Annotated in this window: 17 protein-coding genes and 1 pseudogene; 7 read left to right on the top strand and 11 right to left on the bottom strand. The window is 69.5% G+C overall.

Going from position 1 to position 20,377, the window contains the following annotated elements:
* Nucleotides 1-22: 22 nt before the first annotated feature.
* The gene (locus KI388_RS14060; protein ID WP_215087203.1) at nt 23-325 is read right to left on the bottom strand and encodes a hypothetical protein; all 303 of its coding nucleotides are present in this window, start codon (nt 323-325) and stop codon (nt 23-25) included.
* A gap of 146 nt (nt 326-471) precedes the next feature.
* Here KI388_RS14060 and KI388_RS14055 point away from each other — a divergent pair, with 146 nt between their 5' ends.
* Together KI388_RS14055 and KI388_RS14050 are read left to right on the top strand one after the other, a co-directional pair.
* Nucleotides 472-903, top strand: coding sequence for an HIT family protein (locus tag KI388_RS14055; RefSeq protein WP_215087202.1), 432 nt, complete (start codon nt 472-474; stop codon nt 901-903).
* Nucleotides 904-979: 76 nt separating this feature from the next.
* Nucleotides 980-1,822, top strand: a complete 843-nt coding sequence (locus KI388_RS14050; protein WP_215087201.1) for a ParA family protein — start codon at nt 980-982, stop codon at nt 1,820-1,822.
* Nucleotides 1,823-1,834: 12 nt separating this feature from the next.
* On the opposite strand, the gene KI388_RS14045 is transcribed toward KI388_RS14050, so the two are convergent.
* Nucleotides 1,835-2,356 (bottom strand): hypothetical protein, encoded by a 522-nt coding sequence (locus tag KI388_RS14045; protein WP_215087200.1) that lies wholly within the window; start codon nt 2,354-2,356, stop codon nt 1,835-1,837.
* Nucleotides 2,357-2,519: 163 nt separating this feature from the next.
* Between KI388_RS14045 and KI388_RS14040 the strand changes: the two genes are divergently transcribed.
* Nucleotides 2,520-3,506, top strand: a complete 987-nt coding sequence (locus KI388_RS14040; RefSeq protein WP_215087199.1) for a transcription initiation factor IIB family protein — start codon at nt 2,520-2,522, stop codon at nt 3,504-3,506.
* A 269-nt stretch (nt 3,507-3,775) separates the two neighbouring features.
* Here the strand turns inward: KI388_RS14040 and KI388_RS14035 are convergent, their stop codons facing one another.
* A complete protein-coding gene (locus KI388_RS14035) occupies nt 3,776-4,624 on the bottom strand; it encodes a DUF6293 family protein (protein ID WP_215087198.1) in 849 nt (282 codons plus the stop codon).
* A gap of 118 nt (nt 4,625-4,742) precedes the next feature.
* Between KI388_RS14035 and KI388_RS14030 the strand changes: the two genes are divergently transcribed.
* Nucleotides 4,743-6,371 carry a GTP-binding protein gene (locus tag KI388_RS14030; RefSeq protein ID WP_215087197.1) on the top strand — a complete coding sequence of 543 codons (1,629 nt, stop codon included), beginning with the start codon at nt 4,743-4,745 and terminating at the stop codon, nt 6,369-6,371.
* Nucleotides 6,372-6,375: 4 nt separating this feature from the next.
* Here KI388_RS14030 and KI388_RS14025 read toward each other — a convergent pair whose 3' ends face one another.
* From KI388_RS14025 to KI388_RS13990, 8 genes and pseudogenes are all read right to left on the bottom strand, one after another.
* The gene (locus tag KI388_RS14025) at nt 6,376-6,924 is read right to left on the bottom strand and encodes a hypothetical protein (RefSeq protein ID WP_215087196.1); all 549 of its coding nucleotides are present in this window, start codon (nt 6,922-6,924) and stop codon (nt 6,376-6,378) included.
* Between the two features lie 50 nt (nt 6,925-6,974).
* Entirely contained in the window at nt 6,975-7,382 is a 408-nt protein-coding gene (locus tag KI388_RS14020; protein ID WP_215087195.1) for a hypothetical protein, read from the bottom strand.
* 6 nt (nt 7,383-7,388) lie between these two features.
* Nucleotides 7,389-8,749, bottom strand: a pseudogene (locus tag KI388_RS14015) (ABC transporter ATP-binding protein).
* Complete coding sequence (locus KI388_RS14010; RefSeq protein WP_215087194.1) at nt 8,746-10,119, bottom strand: oligopeptide/dipeptide ABC transporter ATP-binding protein; 1,374 nt, start codon at nt 10,117-10,119, stop codon at nt 8,746-8,748. The pseudogene KI388_RS14015 and the gene KI388_RS14010 overlap by 4 nt, the downstream one beginning before the upstream one ends.
* Nucleotides 10,119-11,858, bottom strand: a complete 1,740-nt coding sequence (locus KI388_RS14005; RefSeq protein WP_215087193.1) for an ABC transporter permease — start codon at nt 11,856-11,858, stop codon at nt 10,119-10,121. Before KI388_RS14005 ends, KI388_RS14010 begins: the two co-directional genes overlap by 1 nt.
* Nucleotides 11,855-12,925, bottom strand: a complete 1,071-nt coding sequence (locus tag KI388_RS14000) for an ABC transporter permease (protein WP_215087192.1) — start codon at nt 12,923-12,925, stop codon at nt 11,855-11,857. Before KI388_RS14000 ends, KI388_RS14005 begins: the two co-directional genes overlap by 4 nt.
* Before the next feature lie 106 nt (nt 12,926-13,031).
* Complete coding sequence (locus KI388_RS13995) at nt 13,032-14,909, bottom strand: ABC transporter substrate-binding protein (protein WP_215087191.1); 1,878 nt, start codon at nt 14,907-14,909, stop codon at nt 13,032-13,034.
* A gap of 120 nt (nt 14,910-15,029) precedes the next feature.
* Complete coding sequence (locus KI388_RS13990; protein ID WP_215087190.1) at nt 15,030-15,374, bottom strand: dihydroneopterin aldolase family protein; 345 nt, start codon at nt 15,372-15,374, stop codon at nt 15,030-15,032.
* A gap of 91 nt (nt 15,375-15,465) precedes the next feature.
* Between KI388_RS13990 and KI388_RS13985 the strand changes: the two genes are divergently transcribed.
* From KI388_RS13985 to KI388_RS13975, 3 genes are all read left to right on the top strand, one after another.
* Nucleotides 15,466-16,785 (top strand): amidohydrolase, encoded by a 1,320-nt coding sequence (locus tag KI388_RS13985; protein WP_215087189.1) that lies wholly within the window; start codon nt 15,466-15,468, stop codon nt 16,783-16,785.
* Nucleotides 16,786-17,621: 836 nt separating this feature from the next.
* On the top strand, nt 17,622-18,938 hold the full coding sequence (locus KI388_RS13980; protein WP_215087188.1) for a DNA primase: 1,317 nt from the start codon (nt 17,622-17,624) through the stop codon (nt 18,936-18,938).
* A 120-nt stretch (nt 18,939-19,058) separates the two neighbouring features.
* Nucleotides 19,059-20,348: an adenosylhomocysteinase gene (locus KI388_RS13975; protein WP_215087187.1), complete on the top strand. Its 1,290-nt coding sequence runs from the start codon at nt 19,059-19,061 to the stop codon at nt 20,346-20,348.
* Nucleotides 20,349-20,377 lie beyond the last annotated feature (29 nt).

The raw sequence follows: 20,377 nt of genomic DNA, 5'->3' as shown, positions 1-20,377 counted from the left end.
GAGAGTTCGACCGCCTCGGAGGTCACCACGTCTCGACGACGCCGTCGCGGACGTCCTCCGCACAGCCCTCGCAGTCGGGGTGGCCCGACTCGAAGCAGGCGGGGCGCCCCTCGCCGTCGACGGGCACGCTCCGGCGCTCCGCGTGGCGGCGGCAGACGATCCGCGCGCGGCCGTCCCCGTCGGTCGGGAGGTCGAACCGCGCCGCGGCGGCCGCGTCCCCCTCGGGGTCGTCGCGCCCCTCGGCGTAGGCGCGTCTAGCCTCCTCGAACTGCCTGCCCGCCTTCCGGAGCTTCTGGCGGATGAGCCGTTCGAACCGGTCGTCCATGCCCGCCCGTTTCGGCGCGGCGGATATATGTCCGTTGGCGGTCCGGAGCCGGAAGACCGCGCGAGGGCCGTCGCCCCCGGGAACCTCGGCGTGGCACCCGCCGCCCCCGGGAAACCTTGATGGGACGCCCGAGCGATCGGTCGCGTATGTCCGACGACTGCGTCTTCTGTTCGATCGTCGCCGGCGACATCCCGGCGCGAACGGTGTACGAGACCGACTCGGTGCTGGCGTTCCTGGACGCGAACCCCCTCGCTCGCGGGCACACGCTCGTGATCCCCAAGTCGCACGCGCAGCACGTCGGTGACCTCGACGCCGCCCTCGCGGGCGACCTGTTCGACGCGGTCGCGTCGCTGACGCCGAAGATCCAGGACGCGGTCGACGCCGACGGCGCGAACGTCGGCGTCAACGACGGCGAGGCGGCCGGCCAGGAGGTCCCGCACGTCCACGCCCACGTGGTGCCGCGGTTCGAGGGGGACGGCGGCGCGCCGATCCACGCGGTGGCAGGCGAGCGGCCCGACCTCTCGGACGACGAACTCGACGACGTCGCGGACGAGGTCGCGGCCGCGATCGACAGGTAGGAGACGCGACGGAGCCGCGACCGCGCCGCCGCTCGGCTTCGCTCTTTTTAACAATCGGCTCCGGCGAGACCGAGACATGCAGGCGACGACGCTCGCGCTCGTCGGGGCGACCGGGGGCGCGGGAACGACGCGGACCGCGGTCGAACTGGCGGCGATGGGCGCGCGCGACGGCGACGACGTCGCGGTCGTCGACGCCGCGTTCACGACCCAGGGCCTTTCAGAGTACGTGGCCGGCCGGATCGATCCGGACCTCACCGCGCTCCTCACGGACGACCCGGACGCGGCGCTGTCGGCGGCGGCGTACCCTCTCGCCGGGACCGGCGGGGACGCCGAGTGGTCCGGATCCGGCACCGCCGGGAGCAGAGGCGACGGGAGCGAGGGCGACGCGCCGGACCTCTCGGGACGCGTCGACGCGATACCCGCGAGGTCGCCGTTCGAGCGCGTCGCGCGGGCGAAGACCGCGGAGGCCGCCCGGAAGTTGGAGCGGCGGATCGACGAGGCGGCGACGACGTACGACGCGGTGGTCGTCGACGCCGCGCCGGTCGGCTCGAACGAGGCGGTCGCGGCCGCGACGAGCGTCGACCGCGCGGTCGCGGTCAGGCCGGCGACGGCCCACGGGCGCGATGCCGCCCAGCGACTCCGCGGGCGGATCGCCGATGTCGGCGGGAGCCTCGACGCGACGCTCGCGGTCGAGCGCCCCGGTTCCGGCGGCGACGGAGGCGACGACGACCCCGACGACGGCGACGCCGGCGTCGTCCGCGTGCCGGCGACGGACCCCGCGGTGGGGGCCGCGCCGACCGCGGCGGGCGAGGACGGCGCGTACGCGCGGGCGATGGCGGCCGCCTACGAGACCGCGTTCGACGCGTCTCTCGGCGTGGAGTTCCCGGAGAAAGGACTGATCGACCGGTTCACACCCTGAAGCGGGCGACCCTCAGCGGAGCCCGTCGGTGGAGCCGAGCGCGTCGCCGAGGGGGTCGTCGGCGCCGAGTCCGTCACCGAGCGGGGCCGACCCCGCGACCTGCGCGTCGACCGCCTCCGCGACCGCGTCGATCGGGTCGTGCGTCTCGACGTAGGTCGCCAGCGCGAAGTCCGCCTCGTCGCCGCCGGCGAGTTCGACGGCGTCGCTGCGGGCGGTCCGGCCCGCGAGCCAGTCCCGGACGACGTCGCGGCCGGTCGGGGAGACCGGACAGACGCCCGCGACGCCGCACCGGTGGAGCGTCTTCGCGGCCGTCATCGGTGAGACGCCCGCCTCGCGGGCCGCGTCTCCGACGCTCCGGCCGGCTGTGTAGGCGTCGACGAGCGTGGCGGTCGCCTCTGGCGTACACGGGAGCGACTCGGCGTGCTCAGACAGGCGGTCGACGAGCGGCGTCTCCGTGTCGTCCGCGAGGGCGACCCCCCGATCGCGCTGGCGGGACGTCACCTCGACCCCGGCCGCGATCTCCGACAGCGTCATGCGAGTCGATGGCTCGGGCGGAGGGTTAAAACCACCGTACTGCGTCGGGGTGAGCCGCCGAACCACCGACCGATAACCGGTCGGTTCGAGCGCCGCGATCGGTGCGATCGACCCCCGATTCGCCCGGGTTTAAGTAAGGCATCGGGCCGGAGTTCGACGTGTGATGAGTGAGGCACGCTCGACTCGAACCCGCACGCCCCGCACCGAGACCGACGACGTCGCGACCGCCGACCGCGCCGCGGCCGCGGAGCAGGTCCCGGCAGATGACGAGACCGAAACGACCGAAGAGACCGGCGACCACGAGACCTGCCCGGAGTGCGGCGGTCGCACGCGCGTCGAGAGCGCGGAGCGCGTCTGTGCCGACTGCGGGCTGGTCGTCGAGGCCGATCGGATCGACCACGGGCCGGAGTGGCGGTCGTTCGACGACGACGACACGGACCCCAAACGCACCGGCGCGCCGCTGACGCGCTCCCGCCACGACCGCGGCCTCTCGACGGAGATCGGGCGGTCGACGAAGGTGAAGGGCCGCAAGCGCCGGCGGCTCGCCCGGATGCGGACCCAGCACAACCGCGCGCAGATCTCGACGAAGCGCGACCGCAACAAGGTGTACGCCTACACCGAGATCCGGCGGCTCACCGGCGTCATGGGGCTGCCGGACAGCGTGCGCGACGCCGCCTGCGCGCTGTTCGACTCCGCGCAGGACGAGAGCCTGCTGCGCGGGCGCTCGCTGGAGGGCTTCGCGGCCGCCTGCGTCTACGTCGCCTGCCGGACCGCCGACGTCGCCCGCACCGTCGGGGAGGTGTGCGCCGAGGCGAAGGCGACGGAAGACGAGCATCAGGCCGCCTTCGACGCGATGAACCGCGAACTCGGCCTCCCGATCGCGCCGAGCGGCCCGGCGGAGTACCTCCCGCGGTTCGCCAGCGACCTCGGCTGCGACCCCGCCGTCGAGCGCCGCGCGGGAGAGCTGGCCGAGCGCGCCGTCGAGGAGGGGATCGCCAACGGCCGCAACCCGGTCGGCGTCGCCGCCGCCTGCCTCTACACCGCGGCCCGCGAACTGGACGCGGAGTACACCCAGCAGGAGGCCGCCGACGTGGCCGACGTGACGCCGGTGACCGTCCGGCGGACGTACGTCGACCTGACCGAGGAGTAAGTCGGAGAAACACCGACGGGAGACCCGTCGGCCGTGACGGTCCGCCGGGCGGGCCGGGCGGCGTCAGCGGGGGCCGACCGCCGCGGGAGGGAGCCGGCGGCTGATAGCGGACAGGCGGAGCGGAGGGCAGGGAGGGCGCCCCGACCGCCCGGCAGGCGTCACGCATCTCAATCGAGGTGCGGGGGATAATTCTACGTTAGCCGTCGATAGTACGGACAGACCGAACAATGTGGGCCGGTCGGACGAGTCGCGGCGTGCGTGCCGACCGGTCACGACTCGTCTATCTTGTGTTTGAACGCGAAGAAGACGCGGCGACCGGTCTCCGTGATCCGGACGGTGTCGGAGCGCCCGATGTCCTCCAGTTCGACGTAGCCGCGCTCGCGCAGCGGCGAGAGCACGTGCGTCTCTAGGGCGCGGTACTTCGCCGTCCGGCTCTCGCCCGCCTCGCGGAGGAACGTGAGGTCGCGCTCGCGCGCCCACTCGATCAGGTTCCACTTGTCCGTGGTCAGGTTCCCCTCGGCGCGCTCGTGGAGCCGACCGAGCACCGCGACTTGGTCGGTCGTCGGGGCGTCCATCGGGTAGATCGGGAGGTCGACGGTGCGCTGGACGCCCTCGGTGAGCGGCTCCTCGCGCGGGTCGTGGCGGTGGCGCTCCGGCTCGACGCTGTAGGGCCGCGCGCCGACGATCATACAGGCCATCGCGACGCCGACCGCGGCGATCCGCGGCCCCGTCGAGACGTTCCCGAAGAGCCGGTCGCCGTCCTCCGCACCGGACTGGTGGCGGGCCGCGACGGTCGTCGTCACACCGAGCACGTCGTACACGTCCGCGAGCGAGACGGGGATCGGACGGACCGCGGCGAACTCCGCGATGGCCGTCCACGCGTCGCGCTGGTAGTCGGTGAGTTCATCGGGTTCGACCCGGGTGTAACCGGGGTCCGAGGCGCTCGCCGCCTCGAAGTCCACGTCGCCGCGGGCCCCGTCGCGGTCGGGGGCGTCGACGAGCAGGTACGCGACGTCGGCGCCGTGGCGGCGGAGGGGTTCGACGATCCGGTCGCGCTCGTAGCCGAGCGGGACCACGTGGACGCGGCGTTCGGCGACGCTGGGGACCGAGGTGTCCATACGGTCGTTGTCCGCGGCAACCGGTTAAATAGCCTGCCGGAGCGCTCGGCACCGATCACGTGACGTGGGGACTCATAGCACGAAAACCGTTAAGCCCGGCTGTCGCCTACGAGCGGACATGAGCGCTGATAGGTCCGCCCTCCGGCGGGCCATCGAGCGCGGCGAGCGGGACGGCGGCGCCATCGAGTTCAAGGAGCGACTGACGCGCGAGGTCCACCTGGCCGACGGGCGCATGGAGTCGCTCGTGGCGCAGCTCCGCCACCGCGTCCTCTCCGGCGACGGCGAGGCGACCTACGTCCTCGGTGTCACCGACGACGGGGGGCTCGCCGGCGTCGACCCCGAGGCCTTCTCGGAGACGATGGACGTGCTGTCGCTTTTAGCCGACGAGGCGGACGCCCACATCGCCGACGTCGAGACGTGGAGCGCCGGCTCCGGCGGCGACGCCGACGACGCGGGGCTCGTCGGGCTCGCGACGCTGCGGGACGGTGGCGTTTTCGAGGCCGACGAGGACCACCTCGTCGTCGGCACCGCCGGCCACGTCGACCACGGGAAGTCAACGCTCGTCGGCACGCTCGTCACCGGACGCGCCGACGACGGGCAGGGCGGCACGCGCGGCTTCCTCGACGTCCAACCGCACGAGGTCGAGCGCGGCCTCTCGGCGGACCTCTCGTACGCGGTGTACGGCTTCGTCGACGACGCCGACGAGCCGGTCCGCATGGACAACCCCCACCGCAAGGCCGACCGCGCCGGGGTCGTCGAGGAGGCGGACCGGCTCGTCTCATTCGTCGACACCGTCGGCCACGAGCCGTGGCTCCGGACGACGATCCGCGGGCTGGTCGGCCAGAAGCTCGACTACGGACTCCTCGTCGTCGCCGCCGACGACGGCCCGACGAAGACGACCCGCGAGCACCTCGGGATCCTCCTCGCCACCGAGCTCCCGACCGTCGTCGCGATCACGAAGGCGGACGCCGTGAGCGACGACCGGCTCGCCGACGTCGAGCGCGAGGTCGAGTCGATGCTCCGGGACGCTGGCCAGACGCCGCTCCTCATCGACCGCCACGGGGTCGACACCGCGGTCGCGGAGGTCGGCGACGGGGTCGTCCCCCTGCTGCGAACCAGCGCGGTGACGAAAGAGGGGATCGAGACGCTCGACCGCCTGTTCGAGCGCCTCCCGAAGCGCGCGACGCCCGACCGCGAGACGTTCCGGCTGTACGTCGACCGCAGCTACAAGGTGACGGGCGTGGGCGCCGTTGCCTCCGGGACGGTGAACTCGGGGACCGTCGAGAGCGGCGACGAACTCCTGCTCGGGCCCATGCCAGACGGCTCCTTCCGCGAGGTGGAGGTGCGGTCGATTGAGATGCACTACCACCGGGTTGATAAGGCGACCGCGGGCCGGATCGTCGGCATCGCGCTGAAAGGCGTCGACGAGTCGGAGATCCAGCGCGGGATGGCGCTGGTTCCCCGCGGGAGCGAACCGGAGCCGGTCCGCGAGTTCGACGCCGAGGTGATGGTGTTGAACCACCCGACCCGGATTCAGGAGGGGTACGAGCCGGTGGTCCACCTCGAAACCCTGTCCGAGGCGGCCGCGTTCTTCCCGGAGAACGGGCGACTGCTCCCGGGCGACACGGGCCGGGCGCGCGTTCGGTTCAAGTTCCGACCGTACCTGATCGAGGAGGGACAGCGGTTCGTCTTCCGCGAGGGGTCGAGCAAGGGCGTCGGCACCGTGGTCTCGACGGGCGAACGGTGAGCGGTCAGGTGTCGGTCGGACCCGCCGCGCCGGATGCCGCCGCCCCGTCCGGCGGCGTGACGAGGGGCTCGAACTCCTCGTACCGGAACCGGCCGAGAATCTCGCCCGAGATCAGCTTGAAGTAGCTGTAGAGCGCGCCCTCGTCGAGTGCCGACTTGGTCATCCCCTCCGCCATCGTCATGTCGTACTTACAGGGGACCAGGATCGACCGCTCCGCCTCGGGATCGATCAGTTCGATGGCGACGTACATCACTCCCTCGATGGCGCTGCCGTACACGAGGTACTCGGTGAACGCCTCGTCGTCGAACGCCTCCCGGAAGTCGTCGGCGTAGTTGTTCGGGAGCACGTGCATCAGCCCGAACCGGTCGTGGGCGTTCATGTCCCTGCTCACCGTGTCGGTGTGCGGCGCCATGACGGTCGTCGTCTCCCAGCCGTCTTCGCGGCGCTCGTCGGCGAGGAGCTTCGTCTCCTCGATTGTCTGTTCCCACGCCTGAATGTGCTCGTCGCCGAGCCGCTCGCGGTTCTGAACGAACGGGTCCGTCTCGGGGGCCATGTCGTCTACGTCTGATCAGGGCAGAGAGATAACTCTTTTCGAGCCCGGTCTCACGCGACGCCGAGACCGACCTCCATGAATAACGACGCCGCGAGGGCGCCGATCCCGGCGAGGAACAGCTTGGTCGCGACTCGTACGCGGTTCGGCGGCCGCGGGAGCCGGATCCAGCGGACCGGCGGGAGCGACCGGACGACTCCCTCGAAGCGGGTCCCGCGCGCGCTTATCGTCGGCCCGTCGAGGTCCTCGACCGAGGTGGGCCACAGCCGGACCGTCGCGTATCCGATCACCACCAGCCCGGCGACGAACGCGAGCACCTTTCCCCGGACGAAGCCGCCGCCGGTCGCGATTCCGAGCGCGACCGCGGTGAACACGACGGCGACCGCGTGGAACACGGCGTACGCGACCGCGTCGGTCCACGCGCGGACGAGCGTCGAAAGCCGGCGCCGGGACGGGCTCATCGCGTCTCAGGCCCGGTCGTCGAGGACGGCGCTCGTCTCTCGGTGCGCGTCGTCGTGCCGGTGACAGTAGCTCAGGCGGCCGCTCTCGCTGACGGTGAAGTAGTCGGGCTCGACCGAGTCGGAGCCGCCCTCCGGGTCGACCCCGTCACAGACGCTCCCGAACTCCGCGTTGAGCTCGTCGATCGCGGCCTGTTCGTCGTGATCCCGCGCGGTGTCCGCGACCGCCGTGAGCACTTCCTCGACGCCGGGGGGAACGTCGAGGTCACCGAACAGCTCCTCGTACGTCTCTCCGATCGTCGCGAACCGGGTCTCCCAGCCGAGCCGCTCGCGGACCCGTTCGCGTATCGAGCGGCTCGCTCGCATTCGCTCGCGGAGGATCTCGCGGAACGAGTTGATCCCGTCCCAGATCTCGTCGTCGAGGTCCTCGTGGTCCGACGGTCGGATACGCGCCGGACAGCGCGTGCTGAACGGACAGCCGCTCGGGGGTACCGCGGGTTCGGCGGCGTCCCGTGGAGCGTGATTCGATCGCGGCGCTCGGTCGGGTCCGGCTTCGGGATCGCCGACAGTAGAGCGTGGGTGTACGGGTTCGCCGGGTCGGTGAACAGCTCCTCGGTGGGGCCGATCTCCATGATGTTACCGAGATACATCACGGCGACCCGGTCGCAGATGTGACGCACCACGGAGAGGTCGTGCGCGATGAACAGGTACGTGAGATCGAACTCCGCTTGGAGCTCTTCGAGCAGGTTGATGATCTCGGCTTGGACGGAGACGTCGAGCGCCGACACCGGCTCGTCGAGCACGATGAACTCGGGGTTGAGCGCGAGCGTGCGGGCGATCCCGACCCGCTGACGCTGTCCGCCGGAGAACTGGTGCGGGTACCGGTAGTAGTGCTCGGCCTCGAGACCGACCTGATCGAGCAGGTTCTTCACGCGCTCTCGCCGCTCGGCCGGCGTCTTCCACTCGTGGACGTCGAGCGGCTCCCGAACGATCTCGCCGATCGTCATCCGGTCGTTGAGGCTGGAGTCGGGGTCCTGGAACACCATCTGGGCGTTCTGGCGCCACTCGTACAGCTGGTCGCCTCGGAGCGTCGTGATGTCGGTGTCGTCGAAGAGGATCTGCCCGTCCGTGGCGTCTTCGAGCTGGATCAGCGTCCGGCCGAGCGTCGTCTTCCCGCAGCCGGACTCGCCGACGAGACCCAGCGTCTCGCCGCGGTGGATGTCGAAGCTGACGCCGTCGACCGCCTTCACCGGACGGTCGTCGAAGAGGCCGCCGCTGTCGTAGTACGTTTTCAGATCCCGCACCTTCACCATCGGCTCTGGTTCCGGCTCGGTCGTCTCAGTCGCCGTCGAAACCGTGTTCGAACTCATTTACTGTCACCTCGCTCCGTTCGCCCGCGATGACGGGCGATCGCCGCCTCGGTCGATTCGTCCTCCGGATAGAGGAGGCACGCCGCCGTGTGGTCGTCGGTGTCGCCGTCGATCGGCACCGGTTCGGGGTGTACCGCCTCGCACTCGTCGAACGCCTTGGGACACCGCGGCGCGAACCGGCAGTACGTCGGCTCCTCGTTCGGGGTCGGCACGCTGCCCTCGATCGTCGTGAGCTTTTCGCCGACCTGTCCGCCCGGAATGGACTCGAGCAGCCCGTTGGTGTACGGGTGTTTCGGGTCCGCGAACAGCGGTTCGACGGGGGCGGACTCGACGATTTCACCGGCGTACATCACGTTCACCCGGTCGGAGACGTCGGCTATCACGCCCATGTCGTGGGTGATGAACATCACCGCGACGTCGCGGGTCTCCTGAATGTCAGCTATCAGGTCGAGGATCTGCGCCTGTATCGTCACGTCGAGCGCGGTCGTCGGCTCGTCGCAGATCAGCATGTCCGGCTCGCAGGCGAGCGCCATCGCGATCACGGCGCGCTGGCGCATCCCGCCGGAGAACTGGTGGGGGTACTCGTTGACCCGACGCCGGGCGTCGGGGATCCCCACCGCTTCGAGGAGGTCGGCCGCCTCCTGGGTGGCCTCCTGACCCGTGATACCCTGATGGAGCCGGAGCGCCTCCTTGATCTGGTTGCCGACCGTGTACACCGGATTGAGGCTCGTGAGCGGGTCCTGAAACACCATCGAGATGCGGCCGCCCCGCATCTTCCGTTGGACCTCGCCCGAGACGCGCGTGAGCTCGACGAAGCCGCGGCGGATGGCACTCGGGTCGTCCGGATCGCCCTCCAGAACGAACACGCAGTCGTCGCCGTCCGTGAGGCCGACCTCGTCGCCGTAGCCGGCGGCGAGGACGTCGACCAATGGGACGTCCTCGGGAGCGGCGTACCCGAACTCCCGCGGCGTCGCGTCCGTCCGGTCGAACACCGCGTCCGGGTCGTACCTCGCCGCGAGGTCGTCGACGGCGACCGTCCGCCCCGGGTACTCGCCGGCGAACTCCCGGACGGTCGCGACGTCGCGGTACCGGACGCTGCTCCCCTCCAGCACGCGGCCGGGCGACTCGATCAGCCCCATCAGCGACCGCGCGGTGACGCTTTTACCGCTGCCGGACTCGCCGACGATACCGACCGTCTCGCCGGGGTTGATCGTGAAGCTGATCTCGTCGACCGCGCGGATCGTCTCCTTGTCGGTGAAGAAGGTCGTCTGGAGGTTTCGGACGTCGATGAGCGGATCGCCGTCTCCCTCCGCACCCGCGGCGGTCGACCCGGACGTGCCGGTCGGGCCGGAGCGCTCGTCGGTCGGCATCAGGCACCACCTCCGGTGGTCGCCGCCTCGCTCTCGTCGACGTCGGCCTCCGGATCGATCGCGTCACGGAGGGCGTCACCGAGGGCGTTGAACGCGACGACGACGAGGACGATCGCGATCCCGGGCACGGTGGCGACGTGCCACGAGGAGGTCGCGACGTACGACTGCCCGCCGTTGATGAGGCGTCCCCACTCCGGCGTCGGCGGGTTGATCCCCAGCCCGAGGAACGTCAGGGCGGCCGTCGAGATGATCACCCCGCCGATGAGCAGCGACGCGTAGATCAGGATGTAGCCGGCGATGTACGGAGCCATGTGCTTCCGCATCGTCCGCAGGGGCGTCTGTCCGTAGCTCTTGGCGGCGTCGACCCACTCCTGTTCCGAGACCTGAAGCGACGGGCCGCGGATCGCGCGCCACATGCCGGGCCAGTACGCGAACGCGAAGATCAACGCCAGCAGTAGTCCGCCGTCTAGCGGCTGTGCGATCGGGTGATTGGCGTCTTGGAAGATGACCGAGACGAGCATGACTAAGAGCAGCGCCGGGATCGCCTGTATGGTGTCGCTCGCCACGACCGACGCGATGTCGGTGATCCCCTTGTAATACGCGGAGAGGAGGGAGAGCACGACCGCGATCAGCGCGCCGATGCCGATCGCCGTGGCCCCGATTGTCAGCGACGTTCGGGCCCCGTACGAGAGGTGTGTCATCATGTCTTGCCCCCGGTTGGTGGTGCCGAGCGGCGCCCACCTCCCGTAGTCGTCGTAGCTCAGCGGACCGACGGTGGTCTGCCCGTCCGAGCGGCTTTCGAGGTTCGCGAACACGTGGTTAACCTCCGTCACCTCGCCGTCTTCGCTCAGGTACTCGAAGGTGTTCGCGTTCGGCTCGTAGATGTTGTGCTCCGCCTCGACCGGGCTGACCGCGGGCGCCCACAGCGCCAGCACGACGAAGAGGAACACGATGGCGAACCCGAACAGCCCCCAGTAGTTGTTCCGGAAGCGCCGGATCGTGTCGTCCGTCGGCGTCCAGTCCGCGCTGCGGTAGTGAGTTCGGTACGTCTCGAAGCCGCGCCACAGCCACGCGAGGACCGTCAGCGCGTACGCGAAGACGAGACCGGTGCGAATCGCCCACGCGACCGCGGGCGAGAGACCGAGGAACGTGTCGTCCCAGCCGCCGCCGGGGAGGCGATGACCCGTGTTCGGGATCAGCTCACGGCTCGTGAGAGACGGCAGGGTCGTCGAGAGCGTCTCGACGCCGCCGGTGACCGCAGCGACGAACGCTGAGAACGCACCGCCGACCGGGGTGTACGCGATCAGCGCGCCGACCGCGACGAGCGCGAACGTCAGCTCCGCCCGCTTCGCCCAGCGGTGGCCGCGGCGCGTCAGGTCCAGTCCGAGGACGTCGACCGCCCTGTCCGGCACGTACTCGGAGAACGGGACCACGAGCGCGAAGGCGAGCGCGACCGCGACGAGCGCCGTCACGACCCCGCCGGCGATCGGGCCCAGCGTTCCGGAGACGTTGCCGCCGATCGATGCGGGGGTCATCGCCACCACGTTGACGACGAAGCCGACGACGCCGAACAGCGTGCTCACGCCGGCGAACACGCGGCCGATCTCGAGCAAGAGCAACAGTCCGAAAACGCCGAACCACACCAGCGCCGGCCGCGGATTCCGACGGAGCCGATCGCTGAACGGTCTGTTCTCGCGGTCCGGGTCGTCGAGGCCGTCGTCGATCTGTGTCGTGCTCATTGGTCGTACCCCACACGCGGGTCAATAATCGTGTACAGGAAGTCCTGAAGGATGTTCAAAAACAGGATGATCAGAGTGAAGATGAAAAGCAGCGCCCCCGCCATCGGGATGTCGCCGCTCGTCAGCGACTGGAAGAAGATCCGACCGAGTCCGTTGATGTTGAAGATCTGCTCGACGATCACGGAGCCGCCGATGAGGAGGAACGCCTCGCTCGTGATGACCGGGAGGAGCGGAATCAGGGCGTTCCGGAAGATGTGTTTCCAGACGATCACGCGTTCGCTCAACCCCTTCGCACGCGCCGTCTCGACGAAGTTCGCGTTGACCGTCTCGAGCATCGCCGTCCGACCGATCCGGAGCTCTGCGGCCATCGACGCCGACCCGAGGATGAGCGCGGGGGGTAAGATTAGCTTGATGTCGATCGCGAGCGCCGTCCAGTCGGAGATGTACGGCACCGGGAAAAACAGTATGTCGGTCGTCGAGAACCACGTGAGATTCGGTGTCCCGGTGATGCTGAGGTTCCGCGTCAGGAAGTCGGGACCGAGCGAGTACCAGTCGAACCCGAACGGACCGCCCCCGTTTCGGGTCTGGCGGAGCGTCGCCAGCGCGATGACGGACAGCCAGAAGTTCGGGAGCGCCTGCCAGAGGATCCCGCCGAGCGAGGCGGTGTAGTCGCCCAGCGAGTTCGGGTTGAGCCCGGCGTAGAAGCCGAGTGGGATCCCGATGAAGAGCGGCAACAGGATCGCCCAGAACCCGAGCCAGAGGGTCGCCGGGGCCGCGTTGAGCACGATCTCGGTTATCGGACGGCCGGCCTGGACGACCCACGACTGGCCGAGATCGAACGTCAGGAAGCTAGTGATGAAGTCCACGTACTGCTCCCAGAGCGGGTCGTCGAGACCCAGGCGCTCGCGGATCGCCTGTCTGTCGCCGCCGGTCGCCTGTGGGCCGAGCCGGGCCGCGACCGGGTCGATCGGTCCCAGCCGGAGCATGACGAACAGGAAGCTCAACACCAGAAACAGCACAGGGACCGTGAGCAGCAGTCGTTTGACGAAGTACTCCCAGCGACTCATGGGGTGAAACGTATTCGGTGGGGTATGGTGGGCATACGTCGAGTCAGTATCGGAGGGGAAGCCGGTTGTCTAACTAAATCCTTCGATAAGGGGACGGGACCGACCGTTACTCGGCTTCTTCCTCGAGGTTCGTCTGCCAGTCGAGGTAGAACCCGTTGGTCTCGCCCGGCATCGTCGAGGTGTCGGTGTTGCGCGGCTCGAGCTGGAACATGCCGTACGGGACGGCGGGCCAGCTCCAGATCCATCCGAGCGAGTACATCTGTAGGTCACCGTCCTCGCCGCGGCTCTGGAGCGTCGAGAACTGCGACGTCTCCAGCGACAGGTCGAGTCCGGTGCCGGACAGCAGGTCGCGGACGAGCTCCCCTGCGGTCTGGAACACCTCGCTCTCGTAGGTGGTGAGCGTCATCTCGAACGGGCTGTCCTGCGTGTAGTCCGCCTCGCTGAGAACCGTCTGCGCGCCCTGCGAGTCGTTCTCGCCGAGGCTGTACGGGTAGTCGTCGAGGAACGACTGGTACCCGTCCTGCCCGGTGGGCCAGATCGCCGGCGGGAGGAAGCTGTACGCCGGCGTACCGCGGCCCGCGAACACCTGCTGGACGATCTGTTCCTTGTTGAGGGCGTACGCGACCGCCTGTCGGGCCGCCCGCGGCGTGTTCGAGATGTTGAACCCGAAGTAGTACGTACTGATCTCCGAGACCCCGAGGTAGTTCACCTCCTCTTCGAGGTCGCCGGCCGGACCGTACGTCCCGACCTCGCGGCCGCGGTCGTCGGTCTCGGCGCTGATCGCGTCCTGCTCGTAGGCGAACGTCGGGATCTCGAACCGGTCGGCGTTCTGTTCGAGCGCGTACGTCCACCGGGCCTGGTCGTCCTCGATGATCTCCCAGTTGACGGCCTCGACGCTCGCGGTCTCGCCCCAGTAGTCGTCGTTGCGGACGACGCTGACGTCCTCGTCGACGTTGAACTCGTCGAGCTCGAACGGACCGGTCCCGTTCGCCACGTTAGTGATGAACTCGTCGTGCGAGACCTCGCCGTCGTACCCCTCGATATCTCCGACGTACCCCTCGGGAAGCACCGCGAAGCTGCTGTACGCGATGATGTCGAGCACGTCCGGGTTCGGGCCGGAGAGCTGGATCTCTAGGGTCTGATCGTCGACGACCTCGATCGCGAGCGAGTCGGGCACCGGGTCGCCCTCGTCGTCCGTCTCGACCTCGATCCCGAGCCCGGTGGGCTGGTTGAGGGTGAAGGTCGCGCGCTCGGAGTTACCCGACTCGACGGTGCGCCGCCAGGAGTACTTCACGTCCTGTGCGGTCACGGTCTCTCCCCCGTGGAACTGGACGTCCTCTTTGAGCGTGAACGTCCACGTGGTCCCGTCCTCGGAGACCTCGTACTCCTCCAGCAGCTGGTTTTCGATTTCGGGAACCCCGTTCGGGAACGCGGTGAGGTTCTCGTAGATCTGGGTGATGACGATCGACGACGCCGTGTCGGTCGACATGATCGGGTCCAGCTCGTCGAAGGTGCTGTTGATGAGGTTGAGGCTGTCCTTCCCCTCGACCTCCGTCGTGTTGAGCTGCTGCCAGTGTTTACCGAGCGCGCCGGTCAGCGGGACGTCGACGTAGTCGTACCAGAACAGCTCGGTGAGGCCGTGGTACAGCGGGAGGAGGGCCATGTCGTCGCGGACCGCCTCCTCCATCTCGACGTACGCCTCCTGACGGAGCTCCTCGTCTTCCGGAAGCGGGTTGTTCACCGCACGCCCCCACGCGGCCTGTGCCTGGTCGGCGAAGGTAGGGCCGCTGTCGCCACCGTCCTCGCCGTCGCCGCCATCCTCGCCGTCACCGCCGTCTTCGCCGTCCTCGCCGTCACCGCCGTCGGAGGACCCTTGATCGCCAGAACAGCCGGCGAGAGTCACCGCGGCGCCGCCGCCGAGGAGACTGAGCAGCTTGCGTCGCTTCGTACTTCCGACCGATTCGTCGTTTGCTGGATCGGACATGTAGTGTCAATTCAGATAGCCAATACTAAAATCTTCCTCCATGTTCCCGGCCACTTGCGGAATAATTTGACACGAAGCGGGCGTCCAAAATGGGCGAAGCCCGGTGGGGCCGCGGGTAGCTCAGCCGTCGAGCACCTCGACCAACTCCATCAGGGGGTAGCCGTCCGCCATCGCCATCCGGGTACGGACGGTGACGCCCTCGTGCTCGATCCGCATCTCGACGTCCATCAGCGAGCCGGTGAGTTCGGTGTAGCCGTTCTCGTGGTCGATGTCGTCCGCGACGCGGTCGTTGTGGATCGTCACGTCGACCGCCTCGCAGTGCGGCTGGTTCTCTATCGCCTCCGCCATCGCGGTCTCCAGGCTCCGCGTGCTCGACGGGCTGACCGGCGTGCCGGCGAACTGATGATACAGCGAGCCGAACTTGATCCCCGCCTCGAAGCACGCCTGCTGGGCGTCGGTTGCCATGCCGGAACGCGGCCGCCGGCGGGCAAGAAGCTTCTGGCGCGGGCGAGCCGGGAACCGAAGGCGTTTGGTGCGGCGGCCGGAACGGACCGGTATGAACCAGCTCCGCGTCAGCGGCGGGCGAGTGCTCCGACCCGACGGTCGGGTCGAGCGGGCGGACGTCGCGGCCGACCGAGACGAGGGGACGATCCGGGCCGTCGGGGCACCGAGCGACGTCGACGACGCGGTCGGCGGGGCGGCCGACGAGACGCTCGACGCGACGGGGTCGCTCGTGATCCCCGGGCTCGTCAACGCGCACACGCACGTCGCGATGACGCTCCTCCGCGGCTACGCCGACGACAAGCCGCTCGACCCGTGGCTCCGAGAGGACATCTGGCCGGCGGAGGCCGAACTGACGCCCGATGATATCGAGGCGGGCGCCGAGCTCGGCGTCTTGGAGATGATCCGGTCGGGGACGACCGCGTTCGCGGACATGTACTTCGCGATGGACCGAGTGGCCGAGGCCGTCGACCGCGCGGGGCTGCGCGCTCGGCTCGGCCACGGCGCCGTGACCGTGGGCAAAGGCGACGCGGACGCCCGCGCGGACGTCGAGGAGAGCGTCGCGGTCGCCCGCGAACTCGACGGCGCCGCTGACGGCCGGATCCGCACCGCGTTCATGCCGCACTCGCTGACGACGGTCGGGGAGGAGTACCTCCGCGAAGGGGTCGCGCAGGCGCGAGAGGCGGGCGTTCCGGTCCACCTCCACGCGAACGAGACGACCGACGAGGTCGGCCCGATCGTCGACGAGCGCGGGGAGCGACCGATCGCGTACGCCGAGGACCTCGACGCGCTCGGCCCGGACGACTTCTTCGCGCACGGCGTCCACGTCGACGGCTCCGAGGTCGACCGCCTCGCGGAGGCGGGGACCGCGATCGTTCACTGCCCGGCCTCGAACATGAAGCTCGCGAGCGGGATGGCCCCGGTCCGGCGCCTCCGCGAGGCGGGCGTGACCGTCGCGCTCGGCACCGACGGCGCGGCCTCGAACAACGACCTCGACGTGTTCGACGAGATGCGCGACGCCGCGATGCTCGGGAAGCTGGCCGCGGACGACGCGAGCGCGGTCCCCGCGGCGGCCGTCGTGGAGATGGCGACGGCCGGCGGCGCGGACGCCCTGAACCTCCCCGGCGGTCGGATCGAGGAAGGCGCGGCCGCCGACCTCGCCGTCGTCGACCTCGACGCGCCGCACCTCACCCCGGTCCACGACCCCGTTTCCCATCTCGCGTACGCGGCCCGCGGGAGCGACGTGCGCCACACGGTCTGTGACGGCGAAGTCCTCATGCGCGACTGCGAGGTCCTGACGCTCGACGCGGAGGCGGTCAAGGAGCGCGCCGCGGGCGCCGCGAGCGACCTCGTCGAGCGGGTCGAATCGGCGTAGCGCGCAGCGCGACCGCGACCGAACGCGACGCGCAAAGCCGACCCACGTGGCAGTATTTAAATAGAGCAGCTGAGTTTGACGTACTTCTTATGAATGAACCGCGGTGGCGCGTGCCGGTGAGCGGCCGCAGGCCGCGAACCGCACGCGCGAGGGACGCGGCGAACGCGAGCGGCGAAGCCGCGAGCCGTGAGCCGCGAGGCTGGGGAGGCGTGAGGTGCGGTCCCGCGAGCGACCGGCGGGAGCGAGCGGGAGCACGGAAGTCGCAGCCCGCGCAGCGAACGGAGTGAGCGAGCAGGAACGTCTTCCGACGGTTGCTGTGCGGGGCGGGGTGGGACTGAAAGGGGCAGTCGCCGGCGGCGAAGCCGCCGGCTGTCACCGGGCGAAGCCCGGTTGCCAGAGGGACGGAGTCCCTCGCTGCCCGTGGCGCGTAGCGCCACGCTGCCGCGAGGGCGACGTAGGCGACGTAAGCACTGGAACGAGGGAGCGAACGCAGTGAGCGACTGAGTGAAGCGCGCAGCGAGAGTACGTCGCCCTCGCGGCTGGGGCTTTGGAGGTGTTCTCCGTCGATCCGTCATCGTCTATTTATAAATGAGCGACTGGAGCTTCGGTAGTGGGTGCTTCGCCAGCGACCCGAACGTACACCACGTATCGCGCGCGAGTGAGGTTCGACCCGAAACCGGGGGCGAATCGGGGGCCGATAACCGGCGAAACCCCCACCGAACCTCCGATCTCCCAAAAGAAACGCCTCAGCGCCGTTAACCCGATAACAAACCGAATTAAACCGCCTTAACCGAGTCGCCTTTTTATACGGTAACGGGGATTGGACCCGAGTGGACATGAGCGAACGCACGACAGCCATCCTACTGATCGCGGTCGTCGCGCTCGGCGCGATGACCGGCGTCGCGGCCGCCGACGGCCACCTCGAAGTGGCCGTCGACGAGGACGCGGACGGGACATCGACGGTCACGGTGACCGATAACGGAACCGCGGTCGAGAACGCCACGGTCGACGTGAGCGTGGTCGACGCGGAGAACGAGTCGTACGCGGGAGCGGGCGAGTACGAGACGGACGCCAACGGCACCGTCGACCTCGAAGCGCCCGAGGAGGACGTGACCGTCGAGGTCGCGGCCGCCGGTAACGACACCGCCGCGACGACGGTCGACCTCGAAGCGCCCGACGGGCTCGAACTCGACGTCGACGACACCGACGGCGAGCCGGTCGTCACGGTGACGAACGACGACGAGCCGGTCGAGAACGCGTCGGTGAACGTGACGACCGCCGACGAGAACGCCACCTACGCCGGCGAGGGCGAGTACGAGACCGACGCGAACGGCACCGTCGGCCTCCCCGCCGCCGAGGAGGACGTGACCGTCGAGGTCACCGCGGAGTACGAGAACGAGAGCGTCTCCGAGACGGCCGAGTTCGAAGCGCCCGACGGGCTCGAACTCGACGTCGACGACACCGACGAGGAACCAACGGTGACGGTGACCGACGACGACGAGCCGCTCGGGAACGCGACCGTCGACGTCGCCCTCGCGGACGACGCCGACGAGAACGCGTCGTACGCGGGGACGGGCGAGTACGAGACGGACGAGAACGGCACCGTCGACCTGCCCGCCGCCGAGGAGGACGTCTCGGTCGACGTGACCGCGAGCGACGGCGACCGGAGCGCCTCGACGACCGTCGAGCTGACGGCCGACGGGGAGGAGGAGGCGGTCGAGGAGACGCCGTTCGGCCAGCTGATGCGCGACTTCATCGAGGACATCAGCGACCGCGAGGGCGGCATCGGCGCGGCCGTCTCCGACTTCGCGACGGAGAACAACCCCGGTAACGCCCCCGACCACGCGGGCGGTCCCGGCGACGCGGACGGCAACGAGACCGACGAGAACGAGAGCGCGCCGGGGAACGCCCCCGACCACGCGGGCCCCGATAGCGACAACGAGAGCGGCGAGGGCGGCCCGCCGGCCCACGCCGGCCCGGGCGGCGACGACGCGGACGAGGAAGACGACGCAGACGAGGATGACGCCGAAGAAGACGACGCGGAGGAGAGCGAATCCGAGGAAGACGAAGAGGATGAGGAAGACGACGAGGATGACGAGGACGACGGCGAGAGCGGCCCGCCGGACCACGCGGGCGGTCCCGGCGGTAACTGACGGTCCGGTCCGCAGTTCGGTTCGGTGACGCGAGCGACGGTCGCTGACGACCGAATTTCCCTTTTCGGTGCGCACTCCGGTGTCGGCAGGGTTTAGTGCGCCGTGAGCGAACCAAGTGGTATGAGCGAAACCGCGTACCCGCCGGTGTCACAGCACCTCTCGGACGTCGAGGCGGCCCGAGAGGAGGGGCGCCGGAAGATGGACTGGGCGCTCCAGCACATGCCGATACTGAACGCGCTCCGCGAGGAGTTCGCCGAGGAGCAGCCGCTCGAAGGCGAGACGATCGCGATGGCGATGCACGTCGAGGCGAAGACGGCGAACCTCGTCGAGCTGCTCGCGGAGGGCGGCGCCGAGGTCGCGATCACCGGCTGTAACCCGCTCTCGACGCACGACGACGTGTCGGCCGCGCTCGACGCGCACGAGTCGATCACCTCCTACGCCGTCCGCGGCGTCGACGACGAGGAGTACTACGACGCGATGCACGCCTGTATCGCCCACGAGCCGACCATCACCGTCGACGACGGGATGGACATGGTGAAGCTCGTCCACGAGGAGTACCCCGACCTGATCGACTCCGTCGTCGGCGGCGCCGAGGAGACGACCACGGGCGTCGACCGCCTGCGCGCGATGGACGCCGACGGCGAGCTCGACTACCCCGTCTTCGCCGTGAACGACACGCCGATGAAACAGCTGTTCGACAACGTCCACGGGACGGGCGAGTCGTCGCTCGCGACCATCGCGATGACGACGAACCTCTCGTGGGCCGGCAAGAACGTCGTCGTCGGCGGGTACGGCCAGTGCGGGAAGGGCGTCGCCAAGAAGGCGTCCGGGCAGAACGCGAACGTCATCGTCTGCGAGGTCGACCCCCGCAAGGCGCTCGAAGCGCACATGGAGGGGTACGAGGTGCTCCCCATGACAGAGGCAGCGAAGAAGGGCGACGTGTTCATCACGACGACGGGTAACCGCGACGTGATCACCCGCGAGCACTTCGAGGAGATGGACGACGGCGTCCTCCTCGCGAACGCCGGCCACTTCGACGTGGAGGTGAACCTCGACCACCTCGACGATCTCGCCGTGGACCGCTACGAGGTCCGCGACGGCGTCGAGGGGTTCGAGATGCCCGACGGCCGGGTCCTGAACGTGATCGCCGAAGGGCGGCTCGTCAACCTCGCCGCCCCCATCGCCCTCGGCCACCCGGTCGAGGTGATGGACCAGAGCTTCGGCGTTCAGGCGGTCGTCGTCCGCGAACTGGCCGCCAACGGCGACGCGTACGACGCCGGCGTCCACGACGTGCCCGACGAGCTCGACCGCGAGGTCGCGGACATCAAGCTGGCCGCCGAGGGCGTCGAGTACGACGACCTCACCGACGAGCAGCGCAAGTACATGGGTAGCTGGGAACACGGGACGTAGACGGGCAGCGTCGGTTCCTGAAAAAAGCC

Origin of the sequence: Halorubrum sp. 2020YC2 (assembly GCF_018623055.1) — an archaeon.
Classification (GTDB): domain Archaea; phylum Halobacteriota; class Halobacteria; order Halobacteriales; family Haloferacaceae; genus Halorubrum.
This window is presented reverse-complemented; position numbering and strand designations above follow the sequence as displayed.

Excerpts from the sequence above, each read along its gene's own strand:
- KI388_RS14040 (WP_215087199.1), top strand. The coding sequence starts at position 2,520 with ATGAGTGAGGCACGCTCGACTCGAACCCGCACGCCCCGCACCGAGACC.
- KI388_RS13980 (WP_215087188.1), top strand. The coding sequence starts at position 17,622 with ATGAGCGAACGCACGACAGCCATCCTACTGATCGCGGTCGTCGCGCTC.
- KI388_RS14045 (WP_215087200.1), bottom strand. The coding sequence starts at position 2,356 with ATGACGCTGTCGGAGATCGCGGCCGGGGTCGAGGTGACGTCCCGCCAG.
- KI388_RS14025 (WP_215087196.1), bottom strand. The coding sequence starts at position 6,924 with ATGGCCCCCGAGACGGACCCGTTCGTTCAGAACCGCGAGCGGCTCGGC.
- KI388_RS13975 (WP_215087187.1), top strand. The coding sequence starts at position 19,059 with ATGAGCGAAACCGCGTACCCGCCGGTGTCACAGCACCTCTCGGACGTC.
- KI388_RS14050 (WP_215087201.1), top strand. The coding sequence starts at position 980 with ATGCAGGCGACGACGCTCGCGCTCGTCGGGGCGACCGGGGGCGCGGGA.
- KI388_RS14020 (WP_215087195.1), bottom strand. The coding sequence starts at position 7,382 with ATGAGCCCGTCCCGGCGCCGGCTTTCGACGCTCGTCCGCGCGTGGACC.
- KI388_RS14035 (WP_215087198.1), bottom strand. The coding sequence starts at position 4,624 with ATGGACACCTCGGTCCCCAGCGTCGCCGAACGCCGCGTCCACGTGGTC.
- KI388_RS13985 (WP_215087189.1), top strand. The coding sequence starts at position 15,466 with ATGAACCAGCTCCGCGTCAGCGGCGGGCGAGTGCTCCGACCCGACGGT.
- KI388_RS13990 (WP_215087190.1), bottom strand. The coding sequence starts at position 15,374 with ATGGCAACCGACGCCCAGCAGGCGTGCTTCGAGGCGGGGATCAAGTTC.
- KI388_RS14060 (WP_215087203.1), bottom strand. The coding sequence starts at position 325 with ATGGACGACCGGTTCGAACGGCTCATCCGCCAGAAGCTCCGGAAGGCG.
- KI388_RS14030 (WP_215087197.1), top strand. The coding sequence starts at position 4,743 with ATGAGCGCTGATAGGTCCGCCCTCCGGCGGGCCATCGAGCGCGGCGAG.
- KI388_RS13995 (WP_215087191.1), bottom strand. The coding sequence starts at position 14,909 with ATGTCCGATCCAGCAAACGACGAATCGGTCGGAAGTACGAAGCGACGC.
- KI388_RS14055 (WP_215087202.1), top strand. The coding sequence starts at position 472 with ATGTCCGACGACTGCGTCTTCTGTTCGATCGTCGCCGGCGACATCCCG.
- KI388_RS14010 (WP_215087194.1), bottom strand. The coding sequence starts at position 10,119 with ATGCCGACCGACGAGCGCTCCGGCCCGACCGGCACGTCCGGGTCGACC.
- KI388_RS14005 (WP_215087193.1), bottom strand. The coding sequence starts at position 11,858 with ATGAGCACGACACAGATCGACGACGGCCTCGACGACCCGGACCGCGAG.
- KI388_RS14000 (WP_215087192.1), bottom strand. The coding sequence starts at position 12,925 with ATGAGTCGCTGGGAGTACTTCGTCAAACGACTGCTGCTCACGGTCCCT.